The organism is Streptomyces sp. R11, assembly GCF_041051905.1.
Taxonomy (GTDB): Bacteria; Actinomycetota; Actinomycetes; order Streptomycetales; family Streptomycetaceae; genus Streptomyces.
Window position 1 is genome coordinate 2,962,977 of the sequence record NZ_CP163432.1, and the last position, 14,575, is coordinate 2,977,551.

General features: G+C 68.8%; 19 protein-coding genes. 6 read left to right on the forward strand and 13 right to left on the reverse strand.

The window, feature by feature from the left end:
* Positions 1-3: 3 nt before the first annotated feature.
* Both AB5J55_RS13455 and AB5J55_RS13460 read right to left on the reverse strand, forming a co-directional pair.
* Positions 4-615 (reverse strand): LysE family translocator, encoded by a 612-nt coding sequence (locus AB5J55_RS13455; protein WP_369270910.1) that lies wholly within the window; start codon positions 613-615, stop codon positions 4-6.
* A 206-nt stretch (positions 616-821) separates the two neighbouring features.
* Positions 822-2,204, reverse strand: a complete 1,383-nt coding sequence (locus AB5J55_RS13460) for a glycine--tRNA ligase (protein WP_369270911.1) — start codon at positions 2,202-2,204, stop codon at positions 822-824.
* A gap of 162 nt (positions 2,205-2,366) precedes the next feature.
* Between AB5J55_RS13460 and AB5J55_RS13465 the strand changes: the two genes are divergently transcribed.
* From AB5J55_RS13465 to AB5J55_RS13480, 4 genes are all read left to right on the forward strand, one after another.
* Positions 2,367-3,332 (forward strand): metal ABC transporter solute-binding protein, Zn/Mn family, encoded by a 966-nt coding sequence (locus AB5J55_RS13465; protein ID WP_369270912.1) that lies wholly within the window; start codon positions 2,367-2,369, stop codon positions 3,330-3,332.
* Between the two features lie 19 nt (positions 3,333-3,351).
* Complete coding sequence (locus tag AB5J55_RS13470) at positions 3,352-4,119, forward strand: metal ABC transporter ATP-binding protein (protein WP_369270913.1); 768 nt, start codon at positions 3,352-3,354, stop codon at positions 4,117-4,119.
* Positions 4,119-5,021 carry a metal ABC transporter permease gene (locus AB5J55_RS13475; protein ID WP_369270914.1) on the forward strand — a complete coding sequence of 301 codons (903 nt, stop codon included), beginning with the start codon at positions 4,119-4,121 and terminating at the stop codon, positions 5,019-5,021. The genes AB5J55_RS13470 and AB5J55_RS13475 overlap by 1 nt, the downstream gene beginning before the upstream one ends.
* Positions 5,022-5,203: 182 nt before the next feature.
* Positions 5,204-5,614, forward strand: a complete 411-nt coding sequence (locus tag AB5J55_RS13480) for a Fur family transcriptional regulator (RefSeq protein WP_093909474.1) — start codon at positions 5,204-5,206, stop codon at positions 5,612-5,614.
* A 139-nt stretch (positions 5,615-5,753) separates the two neighbouring features.
* On the opposite strand, the gene AB5J55_RS13485 is transcribed toward AB5J55_RS13480, so the two are convergent.
* The 6 genes from AB5J55_RS13485 to AB5J55_RS13510 are packed head-to-tail and all read right to left on the reverse strand — an operon-like array spanning position 5,754 to position 8,618.
* Positions 5,754-6,590, reverse strand: a complete 837-nt coding sequence (locus tag AB5J55_RS13485; protein ID WP_369270915.1) for an isoprenyl transferase — start codon at positions 6,588-6,590, stop codon at positions 5,754-5,756.
* Positions 6,591-6,606: 16 nt separating this feature from the next.
* Positions 6,607-7,353 (reverse strand): DNA repair protein RecO, encoded by a 747-nt coding sequence (recO, locus tag AB5J55_RS13490; RefSeq protein ID WP_369270916.1) that lies wholly within the window; start codon positions 7,351-7,353, stop codon positions 6,607-6,609.
* The gene (locus AB5J55_RS13495) at positions 7,350-7,481 is read right to left on the reverse strand and encodes a hypothetical protein (protein WP_369270917.1); all 132 of its coding nucleotides are present in this window, start codon (positions 7,479-7,481) and stop codon (positions 7,350-7,352) included. Before AB5J55_RS13495 ends, recO begins: the two co-directional genes overlap by 4 nt.
* Positions 7,482-7,485: 4 nt before the next feature.
* On the reverse strand, positions 7,486-8,169 hold the full coding sequence (locus AB5J55_RS13500) for a DUF1266 domain-containing protein (protein WP_369270918.1): 684 nt from the start codon (positions 8,167-8,169) through the stop codon (positions 7,486-7,488).
* Between the two features lie 30 nt (positions 8,170-8,199).
* Positions 8,200-8,415 (reverse strand): hypothetical protein, encoded by a 216-nt coding sequence (locus AB5J55_RS13505; RefSeq protein WP_328427765.1) that lies wholly within the window; start codon positions 8,413-8,415, stop codon positions 8,200-8,202.
* Positions 8,412-8,618 carry a hypothetical protein gene (locus tag AB5J55_RS13510; RefSeq protein ID WP_369276174.1) on the reverse strand — a complete coding sequence of 69 codons (207 nt, stop codon included), beginning with the start codon at positions 8,616-8,618 and terminating at the stop codon, positions 8,412-8,414. Before AB5J55_RS13510 ends, AB5J55_RS13505 begins: the two co-directional genes overlap by 4 nt.
* Positions 8,619-8,732: 114 nt before the next feature.
* Between AB5J55_RS13510 and AB5J55_RS13515 the strand changes: the two genes are divergently transcribed.
* Together AB5J55_RS13515 and AB5J55_RS13520 are read left to right on the forward strand one after the other, a co-directional pair.
* Positions 8,733-9,566 (forward strand): helix-turn-helix domain-containing protein, encoded by an 834-nt coding sequence (locus tag AB5J55_RS13515; protein WP_369270919.1) that lies wholly within the window; start codon positions 8,733-8,735, stop codon positions 9,564-9,566.
* Positions 9,548-9,754: a DUF397 domain-containing protein gene (locus AB5J55_RS13520; protein WP_369270920.1), complete on the forward strand. Its 207-nt coding sequence runs from the start codon at positions 9,548-9,550 to the stop codon at positions 9,752-9,754. Before AB5J55_RS13515 ends, AB5J55_RS13520 begins: the two co-directional genes overlap by 19 nt.
* Here AB5J55_RS13520 and AB5J55_RS13525 read toward each other — a convergent pair.
* The 5 genes from AB5J55_RS13525 to AB5J55_RS13545 form a co-directional block, all read right to left on the reverse strand.
* Positions 9,740-10,714, reverse strand: coding sequence for a hypothetical protein (locus tag AB5J55_RS13525; protein WP_369270921.1), 975 nt, complete (start codon positions 10,712-10,714; stop codon positions 9,740-9,742). The genes AB5J55_RS13520 and AB5J55_RS13525 overlap by 15 nt on opposite strands.
* A gap of 3 nt (positions 10,715-10,717) precedes the next feature.
* Positions 10,718-11,599 (reverse strand): DUF6879 family protein, encoded by an 882-nt coding sequence (locus tag AB5J55_RS13530; RefSeq protein ID WP_369270922.1) that lies wholly within the window; start codon positions 11,597-11,599, stop codon positions 10,718-10,720.
* Positions 11,600-11,705: 106 nt separating this feature from the next.
* Complete coding sequence (locus AB5J55_RS13535; protein WP_369270923.1) at positions 11,706-12,677, reverse strand: SCO2521 family protein; 972 nt, start codon at positions 12,675-12,677, stop codon at positions 11,706-11,708.
* Between the two features lies 1 nt (position 12,678).
* A complete protein-coding gene (locus AB5J55_RS13540; protein WP_369270924.1) occupies positions 12,679-13,659 on the reverse strand; it encodes an SCO2522 family protein in 981 nt (326 codons plus the stop codon).
* Complete coding sequence (locus AB5J55_RS13545; RefSeq protein WP_369270925.1) at positions 13,656-14,573, reverse strand: SCO2523 family variant P-loop protein; 918 nt, start codon at positions 14,571-14,573, stop codon at positions 13,656-13,658. The genes AB5J55_RS13540 and AB5J55_RS13545 overlap by 4 nt, the downstream gene beginning before the upstream one ends.
* Between the last annotated feature and the right edge of the window lie 2 nt (positions 14,574-14,575).

Here is a 14,575-nt window from a genome sequence, read left to right on the forward strand (position 1 = left end):
GGCTCACCTGGTCGTGAGGGCGAGCTTCGCCCCCAGCGCCACGAACGACCCCGCGAAGCTCCGCCGCAGCCACGTCATCACCCTCGGCCGGGAGGTGACGTGGCTGCGCACGGACGCGGCCAGGACGCCGTACGCCGCGAAGACCAGGAACGTCGCCAGCATGAACACCCCGCTCAGCGCCAGCATCCGCATCAGCGCGTGCGGCTCGTGCGGGCTCACGAACTGCGGCAGGAACGCGAAGAAGAAGATCGTCAGCTTCGGATTGAGGATGTTGATCAGCACGGCCCGGACGATCACCTGCCGCGCCGAGTCCGGGGTGGTGCCCTCCTCGACGGCGATGGCGTCCTTGTCCCGCACGGTCGCCCACGCCATGTAGAGGAGATAGGCGACGCCGGCGTACTTGAGGACCTGGAAGGCAGCGGCGCTGGCATTCAGCAGCGCCGCCAGACCGGTCACCGTGGCCAGCACATGCGGCACGATCCCGAGCGTGCACCCGAGCGCGGCGACAACACTGGCCCGCCGCCCACGGGAGAGCCCGGCGGCAAGGGTGTAGACGACACCGGTGCCGGGCGTGGCAACGACAACAAGGGTGGTCAGCAGGAAGGCGATACTCATGCCCGCCACCTTCCGGCCACGGGCACCCCGCCAACAGGTCCAATCGCCCGCGCCCGAAGAGGACCAATCACCGGCACCCCGCAAACACCGAGTTCCCCGCACCCACCAAGGGGCGCGGGGAACTGCGCGACAAGCCACGACGAACCCGCGGCCGGCGAATCACCCAAGCAAGGCAGACGCAGCCCCGCTCAGCGGTCCAGCAACACCTAGCAACCGACGAGCCTCGCGGCGAGGTACCCCTCGATCTGGTCCAGCGACACGCGCTCCTGCTTCATCGAGTCCCGCTCGCGCACCGTGACCGCGTTGTCGTCCAGCGTGTCGAAGTCGACGGTCACGCAGTACGGCGTACCGATCTCGTCCTGGCGACGGTAGCGCCGGCCGATCGCACCGGCGTCGTCGAACTCGATGTTCCAGTTCTGCCGCAGCGCCTGCGCGAGACCCTTGGCCTTCGGGGACAGCTCCGGGTTGCGCGAGAGCGGCAGCACCGCGACCTTCACCGGCGCCAGACGCGGGTCGAGCCGCAGCACCGTGCGCTTCTCCATCTTGCCCTTGGCGTTCGGAGCCTCGTCCTCGACGTACGCGTCGAGCAGGAACGCCAGCATCGCGCGGCCGACACCGGCCGCGGGCTCGATGACGTACGGCGTCCAGCGCTCGCCGGCCTCCTGGTCGAAGTAGGAGAGGTCCTGGCCGGAGGCCTTGGAGTGGGCGTTCAGGTCGTAGTCGGTGCGGTTGGCGACGCCCTCCAGCTCGCCCCACTCGCTGCCGCCGAACGAGAAGCGGTACTCGATGTCGGCGGTGCGCTTGGAGTAGTGGGAGAGCTTCTCAGCCGGGTGCTCGTACCAGCGCATGTTCTCCTCACGGAGACCGAGGCCGGTGTACCAGTTCCAGCGCTCCTGCATCCAGTACTCCTGCCACTTCTCGTCCTCGCCCGGCTTGACGAAGAACTCCATCTCCATCTGCTCGAACTCGCGGGTGCGGAAGATGAAGTTGCCGGGCGTGATCTCGTTGCGGAAGGACTTGCCCATCTGCGCGATGCCGAACGGCGGCTTACGGCGCGAGGTGGTCTGCACCTGGCCGAAGTTGGTGAAGATGCCCTGGGCGGTCTCGGGGCGCAGGTAGGCGATCGAGCCGGAGTCCTGGGTCGGGCCGAGGTGCGTCGACAGCAGACCCGAGAACTGCTTGGGCTCGGTGAACTGGCCCTTGTTGCCGCAGTTGGGGCAGTTGATGTCGGCGAGGCCGTTCTCCGGGGCGCGGCCCTTCTTCTCCTCGTACGACTCCTCCAGGTGGTCCGCGCGGAACCGCTTGTGGCAGGAGGTGCACTCGGTGAGCGGGTCCGTGAAGGTGGCGACGTGGCCGGAGGCGACCCAGACCTCGGGGGCCAGGATCACGGACGAGTCGATACCGACCACGTCCTCGCGCGACGTCACCATGTAGCGCCACCACTGGCGCTTGAGGTTCTCCTTGAGCTCGACACCCAGCGGCCCGTAATCCCATGCGGCACGCTGACCGCCGTAGATCTCACTGCAGGGAAATACGAAGCCACGGCGCTTGCTCAGGCTGACGATGGTGTCGATCTTGTCGGCGGCCACGGTGCTCTCTTCATTACGACGACGGGCGACGAAGCGAGGCGCTTCACAGCGAATGCTTCAGGGTACCGGCGGGGCCTCCCCCTCAACCAAATCGGTAGCCCTCTGTGGACAGCCCCTCACGCTTGTTGACAATCGTTTCCACCTTTGCTGAAAATGACTGTCATGAACGTACGACGACATCACATATCCGGGCTTGCCCTGGCGGCCGTCACCGCTCTCGGTATCGGCACGCTCTCCGCCTGCTCCTCGGACAGCGCGGCCGCGGGCAACACGGACAAGTTCGACGTCGTCGCGTCCTTCTACCCCATGGCCTTCCTCGCCGGGCAGATCGGCGGCGACCATGTCAACGTCTCCAGTCTGACCGAACCCGGCCAGGAGCCGCACGACCTGGAGATCAGCGCACAGCAGCGGGCCCAGCTGGAGGACTCCGACGCGGCGCTCTACCTCAAGGGTCTCCAGCCGTCCGTCGACGAGACCGTCGAGCAGTCGGGCCTCAAGACGAAGATCGACGCTGCGACGCTCACCAAGCTGGAGGACCACGGCGACGTCGAGCACGAGCACGAGGGCGAGCACTCCGAGGAGGCGCACTCCGAGGAGGAGGGCGACGCCCTCGACCCGCACGTCTGGCTCGACCCGGTGAAGTACGCCGAGATCGCCAAGGGCGTCGGCGCGGCCTTCGAGAAGGCCGACCCGGACCACGCGGCCGACTACAAGAAGAACACCGACGCGCTGGTCAAGAAGCTCGACGGCCTCAACACGCAGTTCGCGGACGGCCTGAAGGACACCAGGACCAAGGTCTTCTTCACCAACCACGCCGCCTTCACCTACCTCGCCGAGCGCTACGGCCTGACCCAGGAGGCCATCTCCGGAGTCGACCCGGACAGCGAGCCCAGCCCGGCGCGGATCAAGGAGCTCCAGAAGGAGGCCAAGGCCGACGGCGTGACCACCGTGTTCTACGAGACACTGGTGTCCGACAAGACCGCGAAGACCCTCGCCGACGACGCCGGCCTCAAGACGGACGTCCTCGACCCGCTCGAAGGCATCACCGACAGGTCCAAGGGCGACGACTACTTCCAGGTCATGGAGGCCAACCTCAAGGCGCTGCAGACCGCGCTGGGAGCCAAGTGATCAACCTACGGAGGACGGCATGACCGAGCCCGTCATATCGCTGCGCGGCGTCCGCGCCGAGCTGGGCTCGCGCCCCGTCCTGCGCGGCATCGACCTCACCGTGGGCCACGGTGAGGTCGTCGCCCTGCTCGGGGCCAACGGCTCGGGCAAGTCGACCGCCGTGCGCAGCATCATCGGCCAGGTGCCGGTCAGCGCCGGCGAGATCGAGCTGTTCGGCACCCCGCGGGCCCGGTTCCGCGACTGGGCGCGGGTGGGCTACGTCCCGCAGCGCACGACGGCCGCGGGCGGCGTGCCCGCCACGGTCGGCGAGGTCGTCTCCTCGGGCCGCCTGTCGCGCACCCGCTTCGGCGTCTTCCGCAAGACCGACCACGCTGCCGTACGCCGCGCCCTGGACCTTGTCGGCATGACGGACCGGGTGAAGGACTCGGTGGGCGCCCTGTCCGGCGGCCAGCACCAGCGCGTGCTCATCGCCCGCGCCCTGGCCTCCGAGCCCCAGCTGCTGATCATGGACGAGCCGATGGCGGGCGTGGACCTGGCCAGCCAGGAAGTGCTCGCGCAGACGCTCAGGGAGCAGGTCGCCGCAGGCTCGACGGTCCTGCTGGTCCTGCACGAACTCGGCCCGCTGGAGCCCCTGATCGACCGCGCGGTCGTCCTGCGCGACGGCTGCGTGACGCACGACGGCCCGCCGCCGAAGGCCGTCGGCCAGCACGCGCTGCCCGGCCACGACCACGTACACCCGCACGCGGCTCACGACGCCGAACCGATCCGGACGGGGCTGCTGAGCTGATGGACATCCTGAACTACGACTTCATGCAGCGGGCGCTGCTCGCCGCCGTCCTGGTCGGCATCACCGCGCCCGCCGTCGGCATCTACCTCGTCCAGCGCCGCCAGGCCCTGATGGGCGACGGAATCGGCCACGTGGCGATGACCGGCGTCGGCCTCGGCTTCCTGCTCTCCTGGTCGCCGGTGTGGATGGCCACGCTGGTCTCCGTCCTCGGCGCGGTCCTGATGGAGCTGATCCGCTGGTACGGCCGCACCCGCGGCGACATCGCCCTCGCGATGCTCTTCTACGGCGGTATGGCCGGCGGCGTGATGTTGATCAACCTCGCGCCGAACGGCTCCAACGCCAACCTGACCTCGTACCTCTTCGGCTCCCTGTCCACGGTGAGCGAGTCGGACGTGACGGCGATCATCCTGCTCGCCGCGTTCGTGGTGCTGGTCACCCTCGGCCTGCGCCGCCAGCTGTTCGCGGTGAGCCAGGACGAGGAGTTCGCGAGGGTCACGGGCCTTCCGGTGCGCGCCCTGAACCTGCTGACGGCGATCACCGCGGCGGTGACCGTGACGGTGGCAATGCGCGTGGTCGGTCTCCTCCTGGTGAGCGCGCTGATGGTGGTGCCGGTGGCGGCCGCCCAGCAGCTCACCCGGAGCTTCGCGGCGACGTTCGCGATCGCCGTCGCGATCGGTGTCACGGTGACGATCGGCGGCACGGTCACGTCGTACTACCAGGACGTCCCGCCCGGCGCGACCATCGTGCTGCTGACCATCGGCGCCTTCATCGCGCTCACCGCCCTGGCGACGCCACTGGCCCGCCGCAGGGCCCGCGCCCTGGCGGCGGCGCACCCCGAAGGCGATCCGGCGGAGTGCGCGATTCCGGCCAGCCGGGATGCCACGGGCAAAGTCGGCGTCTGACTGCTGACAGTCCGGGCTGGCACAATGGCCCGGCAAGTGCAGACGTGAGGCGCGAGGGAGCCGAAGGGCGCGCCGGTGTCGAGGGCGCGAGCGCGCGGAGGCCCGAAGGGCTGAGCACGGTCGCGTCCTCGACACCGGCACGAAGCGCCCCGTAGGCGATCGAGCCATCAAAGGAGGAACCGGTGACGACCGCTGGACCGCCCGTTAAGGGCCGCGCGACTCGGCAGCGGGCCGCCGTGGCGGCGGCCCTCGACGAGGTCGATGAGTTCCGCAGCGCCCAGGATCTCCACGACATGCTGAAGCACAAGGGCGACTCGGTCGGGCTCACCACGGTCTACCGCACCCTGCAGTCCCTCGCCGACGCCGGCGAGGTCGACGTGCTGCGCACCTCCGACGGCGAGTCGGTCTACCGCCGCTGCTCGACCGGCGAACACCACCACCACCTCGTCTGCCGCGTCTGCGGCAAGGCCGTGGAGGTCGAGGGCCCGGCAGTGGAGAAGTGGGCGGACGCCATCGCGGCCGAGCACGGCTTCGTGAACGTGGCGCACACGGTGGAGATCTTCGGCACATGTGCGGAGTGCGCCGCGGGTTGAGCCGTCGAACGTGCGGGTCGGTGGGGGTGACCGTCTCTGGGGGCGGAGCCCCATGGCGGGGTCGAAGGGGCGGAGCCCCTGGGGTGGGACGGGTAGGGGCGGCGGGGGCGAGAACCCTCTCGCGCACCCCACCACACCGTCACTCCTCCGGCCGGCCCTCCATCGCCAGCAGCTCCTCGTTCGGGATCGCCCCGCCGAACCGCCGGTCGCGCGAGGCGAACTCCACGCACGCGCGCCACAGGTCACGCCGGTCGAAGTCCGGCCACAGGACGTCCTGGAAGACCATCTCGGCGTAAGCGCTCTGCCAGAGAAGGTAGTTGGAGGTGCGCTGCTCACCACTCGGGCGCAGGAACAGGTCCACGTCCGGCATGTCCGGGTAGTACAGGTACTTGGCGAAGGTCTTCTCGTTGACCTTGGACGGGTCCAGCCGCCCCGCCTTCACGTCCGCCGCGAGGGCCTGCGCCGCGTCCGCGATCTCGGCCCGGCCGCCGTAGTTCATGCAGAAGTACAGCGTCAGCTTGTCGTTGTCCTTGGTCTGCTCCTGGGCGATCTGGAGCTCCTTGGCGACGGACTTCCACAGCTTCGGCATCCGCCCGACCCACCGCACCCGGATGCCCAGCTCGTCGAGCTGGTCGCGGGTCTTGCGGATGAAGTCGCGGTTGAAGTTCATGAGGAAGCGCACCTCGTCCGGCGACCGCTTCCAGTTCTCGGTGGAGAAGGCGTACAGGGAGATCGCGCCGACGCCGATCTCGATCGCGCCCTGGAGGACGTCGAGCACCCGCTCGGCGCCGACCTTGTGGCCCTCGGTGCGCGGCAGCCCGCGCTCCTTCGCCCAGCGGCCGTTGCCGTCCATGACGATCGCCACATGGTTGGCGACCAGCTCGCCGGGGAGCTTCGGCGCGCGGGCACCGGACGGATGCGGCTCCGGTGTCTTGTACTCGCGGCGCCGGCGCCCCAGGAACCCACTCACAACCATGTGCTTTCCGTCTCCCTTACTTTTCCACGTACCGAAGCGAGCGCAGCCCGCGCTCCAGGTGCCAGTGCAGATAGGCGGACACGATCCCGCTGCCCTCCCGGACGTATCGCGACTCGCAGGCGTCCGCCGTCTCCCAGTCTCCCGTAAGGAGCGCGGCGAGCAGTTCGAGTGTCTGCGGCGACGGTACGACGCTACCGGGCACCCTGCAGTCGACACAGACCGAGCCCCCGGAGCCCACGGAGAAGAAACGGTTCGGACCGGGCATACCGCACTTCGCACAGTCGCTGAAGCTGGGGGCGTAGCCGTTGACGGCGAGCGACCGCAGCAGGAAGGCGTCGAGAACAAGGTGCGGGGCGTGCTCGCCGCGGGAGAGGGTGCGCAGGGCCCCGACGAGCAGCAGATACTGCTGCACAGCCGGCTCGCCCTCGTGGTCGGTGAACCGCTCGGCGGTCTCCAGCATGGCCGTCCCGGCGGTGTAGCGCGCGTAGTCGCTGACGATCCCGCCGCCGTACGGAGCGATGGTCTCGCTCTGCGTGCACAGCGGCAGCCCGCGCCCGATCAGCTCGCTCCCCCGAGCGAAGAACTGCACGTCGACGTGGGAGAAGGGTTCGAGCCGCGCCCCGAACTTCGACTTGGTCCGCCGCACACCCCGGGCCACGGCCCGCACCCGCCCGTGTCCACGGGTGAGCAGGGTGATGATCCGGTCGGCCTCGCCGAGTTTCTGTGTCCGCAGGACGATGCCGTCATCCCGGAAGAGACTCATTCCGCACCCCCGCGGGCTTTCGGCCGGGGGTCCGGGGGTCGTCCCCCGGGGCAGCACAGCATGATCCGGTCCGCTTCGCCCAGCTTCTGGGTACGCAGGACGATGCCGTCGTCGCGGAACAGACTCATGGGGTCATTCTCTCGTACGCCCGGAGGTGGGGGTCCCGCTCTGGCGAAGCCGAGGCTGGAAGAGGGCGCGGTCAGGGTGGCTGATGGTGTCCCAGGGCGCGAGGTTCCAAGGGCTGGAACGATTCGCCGGGTCCAACAGCGACCTCAGATGCGCGTCGGCGGTGGCCTGCGGAGCCGGGAGGTCCGAGGCGGACTCCGCCCTCGCTCGCAGCCCGTCCTGCCAGACCTGCCGGCCGAGCAGATAGTGATCGGCGTACTCGTGCCAGGAACCGTACGTCCCCACCACCGCCGGCACGATGTTCTTCAGCGCGGTCCAGGCGTCCGGCTCGTCGATCAGCCCGCAGGCGAAGCCACGGCGGGTGATGTCGACGTACAGCGCGGCGTCCCAGGCGAGCGGTGCGACGCCGGTGACCTGCAGCGCCCGCGCCCGGTACCCACTGCGGGCCAGGTCGTCGAGCCGGTCGACCAGCTCCCCACGCGAGGTGATCTCCCACTGCTCGGCCAGCCAGCGCCGGGCGCTGTCGTCGTCGATCCGCGTGTACGGGTAGAGGGTCTTCCGCGAGGCGCCGCTGTCCCGGCTCACCGGCGCGCTCAGCGACACCATCCACAGCTGGTGCGTGGTGAGCGGCACGGGATAGCGCCGGGACGTCTTCGCCCCTCGCCCCCTCCATCTCTTCCACAAGCCCATGCCGCCGCACTTTACGGGCCCGCCTTTACGTCAAGGAACCTCACCCCGGCTGCGTGCGTTGGCGTACGCCGTCGCCGCGCGCAGCCGCTCGGCGGGGGTGGCCGTACGTACGGCGCCCGGCTCGGCGTCCCACTCCTTCCCGCCCCCGTACGGTCTCAGCTGAACGTACGGCCCCTCATGTCCCATCACGACGCCGATCCTCCCTCTGCGTGTGTCCACGACGTACGACCCGATCGGTGGCTTCACCGCAACACCGCCGCGAGGCGCTGCGCGGTCTCGACCGAACACCGGCCCAATTCGACGAGCGGGCAAGGGGCTTCACGCGCAAGACTCGCCGGATCGATCCGGAGTGTCGGAAGCGTAATTCCTGCCTTCTCCAGCACCGCCCGCAATTCCTTCACTACTTCCTCCGCTTCTTCGACGCAGCGCGCCGAGTGTCGTGCCGTCACCTTGCTCCCCTCCCATTTGGGTTTCACGCATTTCATCTCCATGGTGACCTGCGACGCCTACACTCGGCAGGAGTCTGTGCCCTACAAGTGCAAGGCAGTACAAGGGGGTTGGCCATGGCCAATGGTTCGCGGCAGGCGGCCTGGGAGTTCTTCGGCGCGGAGTTGAAACGGCGAAGGGAGGACGCCGGGCTCACCCAGGTGGAGTTAGGGGCTCGGGTATTCGTCTCCGGCGGATACATCGGTCAATTCGAACAGGCCATTCGGAAGCCTCAGCGGGATGTCGCGCAGCGGATTGATGAGGCCCTGCAAACCGACGGTATTTTCGAGCGCCTTTGGCGAAAGCTCATCAAGGAGCAGCCGTATACGGAGTACTTCGCGCACGCGGCGGAACTGGAGCGGCTGGCGACGGAGATCTGTGAGTTCGCGCCGGCGGTGGTTCCAGGTCTTCTTCAGACGCGCGAGTACGCACGGGCGATGTTCCTCGCCAACAAGCCGCTGGCTGCCGATGAGTACATCGAGGAGCTGATCAGCGGGCGCATGGTGCGGACCCAGCTCCTCAAGGACGCTACACGGCCGGTGTATTGGGCCGTTCTCCACGAGACCGTCCTGCGCGTTCCGGTCGGTGGAGCAGCGGTCATGGCGCACCAGCTGAACCACATCGCAAGGCTGATGCGGGAGCGCAAGGCGGTGTTGCAGGTACTGCCGTTCGCGGCAGGAGCACACCCGGACATGGGGAAGATGATGTGGCTCATGGAGTTCGACGACGCCCCGCCAACTGTCTATACAGAAGGCGTGCTTTCGGGCAGCCTGCTGGACGAACCAGCTGTGGTGAAGCGGGCGCGGGCGTCTTACGATCTGATGAGGGCTGCCGCGTTGTCGCCGGAGGCGTCCCTCGCCCTGGTCGAGTCGGCGGCGGAGGACTTCAGACGATGCGCGAGTACGACCTGACGAACGCCCGCTGGCGCAAGAGCAGCTACAGCGGAGGCAACGGCGGAGAGGCCTGCGTCGAGGTCTCGGACGGAGTCCCCGGCGTCGTCCCCGTCCGAGACACCAAACTCGCCTCGGACGGGCCCATCCTTCTGGTCGGTACCGCCGCCTGGACGGAGTTCGTCAGCTGCGTCTCAGCCTTCGGGTAGTTCCGGGGGCTCCTCCAGACGGGCGCTCCAGAGAAGGTCGAATCGTTCCATGCGGCGAGTGAGGATCTCTTCCCGGTCATCCAGCTTGGCGTTGGGGTAGAGCTGCTCCACATCAGTGGTCATCTCGAAGCACAGTTCACCGTCAAAGATGACGAATTCGGGCGTTGGTCCCACCCTCCTGATGTCGCGCGGCAGCTCGGACAGGGCCACCACACCGGCCTCGATGCCGTTGCTCCGCTGGTCCCTGAGGATTTCCTTCAGCTTGTGGTCGACTTGCTGGTCCGCGAAGCGCTGAACGATGAACAAGCGCCTGACCTTCACGCCGTGCTCCCGAATCACGTCGCGCTGCACGCCGAGGTAGTGCTGAGCGGTCGCCGTCTCCCAGAAGGCCAGGTCGACGAAAGTGCTGGTGGCGTCCATGCTTTGGCGGGCGCAGTTCGTGAGAGCGATGAGCGTGTCGTTGTTCTCCCCCTCCCAGTGGGCAGTCCCCGAGACCAGTTCCGTCATCGTCTTGGCCAGCCGCGTGATCTCGGCCTGAGCGAACCTCTGCGTGAAGCCATGGCCCTGTGATCCCACTTGGGCAGCGCCCCGGGCCAGCCGCGCCACGTCCTCGGCGTTCATACCTGCCTGCTCCAGCCCGCTGAACAGCCCGGTCACCTCCCCGACCCGCTCGAAGCCCCGGTCCACCAGCTCTGTCAGCTCATGCCTGTGCTGTCGCTGGCCGGTCTCCACCGCCCCCAGGCGCTGCTCGAAGTCGACCAGATACTGGACGATCAGCGCCGCACCGCCCAGGACGACGGCCAAGGCGATTTGCCAGAGGTCCTCCTGGGACGGGTCGATCAAGTTGCTGATCACATAGGTCACCGTCCCCACAGCCACCGTGATCAGGATCTTCAGCACGACCGGGGGAACCCGCGGTCCGCCCGTCGCCGGACCGCGGGTTCCCTGCTGTCCGTCCATACCTCACGTCCCTGAAGTGACCGTCGGCTGCGGCGCGAGGCCCGCCTGCCGCTCCGCCTCCGCCCACAGCTCGGTGAACTGGGTGACGTGGTCCTCGATATGGTCCGGCTCGGCGTTCAGCAACGTGCTGTCCGGGTTGTTCTCCTGGTCCGGCTTGGTCTCGTGGCAGAGTTCGCCGTCGAAGACGATGAAGTCGCTCACCCTGGGGTTGGACTCCATCAGCGACCGCACCGCGATGCGCGCATCGATACCCCGCCTGCGATGGTTGTCGCACAGTGCTCTGAGCTCCGGCGTGACCTCGTCCTCGGTCCGCACGATGAACAGGCGCCGGATCTCCACGCCCCGCCTCTTGATCGCCTTCTCCTGTGCCGCGAGATACCGCTCGGCGGGCCCGCTGCTCCAGAACTCCCGGTCCACCGAGGTGCTGGTGGCGTCGAGGGTCATCTTGACGCAGTCGGTGATGTCGATCAGCCACTCGTGGTTCTCGCCGGGGCAGTCCGCGCTGCCGCTGCCGAGGCCTTCCATCATCTTGGCGAGCCGGCCCAGTTCCTTCTCGGCGAAGGCCTGCATGATGTCGCCGCCCTGCTCACGGACCTTGGTGTAGCCGAGGACCAGCCGCGTCACCTCGTCGGAGCGCAGCACCGAACCGTCGACCTGGCTGAACAGCGTCGTCGCGGCGAGGATCTCGTTGAAGCGCCGGTCGACCTTCTCGAACCGCTCGCCGAAGTCGATCAGGTACTGCACGATCAGGGCCGCGCTGCCGATGACGATGGACGCCACCCACTGCCAGATGTTCCCGTCGTCCTCACTGAGGATGCTGGTCAGCAGGAAGGCCCCGCCCGCCGCCCCGGCGGTGATCAGGATCCGCCAGAACATCTTGGGCATGCGCGGTTCCTGGCGCGGTACCACTTGCCCGTTGCCACCTGCTCCTAACGATGACGCTCCGCCCATTTCTCTTCCCCCGTCGGGTATCTGGTTCCGGTGGCGCCCCTCAGCGCGTGCTGAGCGCCTGGTGGGGCACCGCCACGGCCTGGAGGGCCAGTCGATCTCTGATGCGCCGGCTCAGGTTCTCCCACTGGCGGGAGAATCCCGGTTTGTCTTCGAGCACGTCCCACAGGTGACCCAGCGCGGGGTCCACGTGTGCGCGAGGCATCCACAGATGCAGCAGATGAACCACGACCGGATGCAGCGCCTCGACCACCGAAGGTCCGTCTATGGCGCCGATCCGGTTGTTGTCCAGCATGTGCTGAACGGTCGTCAAAAGCCAGTCGTGCAGGGCGAGATCCTCACACAGACCGGCCGCGGCGGAGGCCGGGACGTCCTCCGGCAGCCGTAGCTCCACGGTCCGCAGCCCGCCCTCGGCGACGGTGAAGTTCGCCAGGGACGCCCGCTCACCGGCCGGGGTCCGCCGAGCGACCCAACGCAGCCGCGTCGGAGCGGACTTGAACGGCACCCGGCGGTCCAGCAGCGCATGACGGCGGAGCTGGGCGAGCAGTCCCTCGGAGATCATCCCGAGGTCGAGCTCGCCACGCCCGGCGCCGCGCAACACGCCCTCTGCGGTGGCTTGTTGGGGCAACTTGCCGAACGGCTCGACCAGGCCCGGCCGCACGAGGTACTGCCCCCAGGGGCGCCGCATGTCGGGGCCGGCGGCCGGGAGGCTGAAGTACGCGGTCGACTGGAGCAGCCGGCCCTCGGTCAGTGCCGCGCGGGCGGCCACCGTACCGACGCCCCGGACCTTGGTGCCGTTGGCGGCGGGCAGCCGGCAGTCCACGCCGGTCAGGATCTCGGGCGAAAGGACGTACATGCTGGGCCGCTCCGAGACCCGGACATGGACGTCGCCACGCAGCCTGAGCAGCTGGGCGGCGGCCCGGGCGTCGAGCGCCTGGAACGACGGCAGCAGACAGGTGCGCACCTCACCGCAGGCGAGGACCGAACGCGCCGGTTGTCCGGTGGCCGCCGTCATCTCAGGTCTCCTCGGGCCGGGAGGAGTCGCCGGGCTCCTCGTAGAAGACGTACGTGGCACGCTGCGCGACCGCCGCCGGGACCGCCATCCCCTCGTCGGCGGACCGCTTGGCGACCTGCTGCAGCGCGCCCGCGTCGACGTCCGTCTGGTCGAGGATGAGCCGGACGGCGTCCTCGACGGCGAGGAAGCGGTTCGGCATGAGCGTGCAGGTGCGGTACGCGCTGAAGGCCGCCTTGGTGTCGGTGAGCTTGACCAGCGGCGGCAGCCGGTCCCAGTCGTGCGGGAAGTCCTCGCCCTGCCAGTCCTTGGGCTCCAGCACGGGCTCACCGAGGTGCCGTAACAGCCCCAGCCGGGCGAGTTGCCATACGGCGGCCAGGAAAGGGCAGGACCACAGCCGCTTGCCGTCCTTCTCGGACCACAGCTCGACGTCCATGAAGACGGAGTGGTTGCGGGCGGCGGTCTCCTGGGGCGGCTCCCAGCCCTTGACCGCGCCCAGGGCGCTGCGGGACGTCGAGGGGGTGCGCTGGCCGTTGGCGAGCCAGCCGGTCTGGCTGACGGGCGGGCGGGAGCCGTAGCTGCCGGGCGGCGGCGACTCGACCAGGCGATGCATGACGGACTCGGCGAGCTCGATCCGGTCGGCGACCGCGCAGGCCGACTCGCGGGCGAGGTAGTCGATGACGAGGCCGGCCTTCTCCGCCTCCTTCAGCACCATCGGGATCAGCTCGGCCGGGGTGGAGAAGCGGGTGAAGTAGTCGTCGATCAGGAAGCAGGTGCTGATGCGGGGCCGCTTGCTGCGGCGGGCGGCCGAGGCGCGCACCGCGTCCGCCCACACCCGTACCTCCGCGAAGTGCTCGCCCAGCCGCTTGGGGCCCGCCTCGAAGTCCTCCATGTAGAGGTGGCCCAGCTCCAGGGAGAGGTGGGACAGCGGCACGGACTGGGTGCGCAGCTCTGCGGTGGTCTCCTGGAACACGGCTTCACTCACGCCTGCTCCCAGTACTTGTCGTCGGTCAGGCGTGCGGCGAGCTGACTCAACGCCTGCCAGGTCTCCTGGTTGGCGATCTGGCTGTCGAGCACGTCCTCGTCGGTGATGAGCTGCTCGCGCCACTGCAGGACCGGTTCGAGCGGCACCGAGCCGAGGACCTGGCTGTAGCCGATGCCGTGCGTGGAGGCGAGCTGCTTGAGGTCGCCGTCGGTCTTGCGCATCCACGCCGACTGGGTGGGCGAGACCTGCGACCACAGCGGCGATTCGGGGTCGGGCACGGCGGCCCGTACGAAGCGGATCGCGTTGCGCAGGGTCTCCTCGTCGTGGCCGCGGTCGGCGCCGCCCGCGACGATGCCGCGCTTGCCGAAGACCAGGCTCGCGGCGGCGGCGACATGCTGGCGGGTCCAGCGGTGGAAGACCAGCCAGCGGGCGGTGACCTCGCTCATCTCGGGCTGTGCGGTGGCCTCCAGGACCATGTCGACGGCGTAGGAGCGGCCGGCGCTGAGGTCGACGACGACCAGGTCGAACTCGTAGTACAGGTTCATCAGCAGGTCGACGCAGCGGCGCAGGTTGTCGTCGCTGGTCGCGAACTCGCCGCCGCTGACGTCGCCGGGCATCAGGACCAGCCGGCCGCAGCCGGGCGGAGGGAAGCGCAGCACCTGGTGCTCGGTCTCGGCCCACACGTCGATCCGGGCCGGTTCGCTGACCTCCCCTATCAGGTAGGCGTGCAGGCCGCGGTCCTCGGTGGCCTGGCGGGCGTCGCCCACGTCGAAGACGGCCGCCGCGGTCGGCGAGCCGAAGTCGAAGTCCAGATAGCAGACGTCGTCCCCGGCCATCGCCCGGTGGTAGGCGAGGTTGGCGCTCGTGACCGAACGCCCGGTGCCTCCTTTGTCGGAGGCGGCGAAGATCAGCACCG

What these genes read in the sequence shown, in the direction of transcription:
- AB5J55_RS13530 (WP_369270922.1), bottom strand. Translation starts at nt 11,599, where the DNA reads ATGCCCAAGATGTTCTGGCGGATCCTGATCACCGCCGGGGCGGCGGGC.
- AB5J55_RS13470 (WP_369270913.1), top strand. Translation starts at nt 3,352, where the DNA reads ATGACCGAGCCCGTCATATCGCTGCGCGGCGTCCGCGCCGAGCTGGGC.
- AB5J55_RS13475 (WP_369270914.1), top strand. Translation starts at nt 4,119, where the DNA reads ATGGACATCCTGAACTACGACTTCATGCAGCGGGCGCTGCTCGCCGCC.
- AB5J55_RS13525 (WP_369270921.1), bottom strand. Translation starts at nt 10,714, where the DNA reads ATGGACGGACAGCAGGGAACCCGCGGTCCGGCGACGGGCGGACCGCGG.
- recO (WP_369270916.1), bottom strand. Translation starts at nt 7,353, where the DNA reads ATGAGTCTCTTCCGGGATGACGGCATCGTCCTGCGGACACAGAAACTC.
- AB5J55_RS13495 (WP_369270917.1), bottom strand. Translation starts at nt 7,481, where the DNA reads ATGAGTCTGTTCCGCGACGACGGCATCGTCCTGCGTACCCAGAAGCTG.
- AB5J55_RS13485 (WP_369270915.1), bottom strand. Translation starts at nt 6,590, where the DNA reads ATGGTTGTGAGTGGGTTCCTGGGGCGCCGGCGCCGCGAGTACAAGACA.
- AB5J55_RS13535 (WP_369270923.1), bottom strand. Translation starts at nt 12,677, where the DNA reads ATGACGGCGGCCACCGGACAACCGGCGCGTTCGGTCCTCGCCTGCGGT.
- AB5J55_RS13465 (WP_369270912.1), top strand. Translation starts at nt 2,367, where the DNA reads ATGAACGTACGACGACATCACATATCCGGGCTTGCCCTGGCGGCCGTC.
- AB5J55_RS13500 (WP_369270918.1), bottom strand. Translation starts at nt 8,169, where the DNA reads ATGGGCTTGTGGAAGAGATGGAGGGGGCGAGGGGCGAAGACGTCCCGG.
- AB5J55_RS13515 (WP_369270919.1), top strand. Translation starts at nt 8,733, where the DNA reads ATGGCCAATGGTTCGCGGCAGGCGGCCTGGGAGTTCTTCGGCGCGGAG.
- AB5J55_RS13520 (WP_369270920.1), top strand. Translation starts at nt 9,548, where the DNA reads ATGCGCGAGTACGACCTGACGAACGCCCGCTGGCGCAAGAGCAGCTAC.
- AB5J55_RS13455 (WP_369270910.1), bottom strand. Translation starts at nt 615, where the DNA reads ATGAGTATCGCCTTCCTGCTGACCACCCTTGTTGTCGTTGCCACGCCC.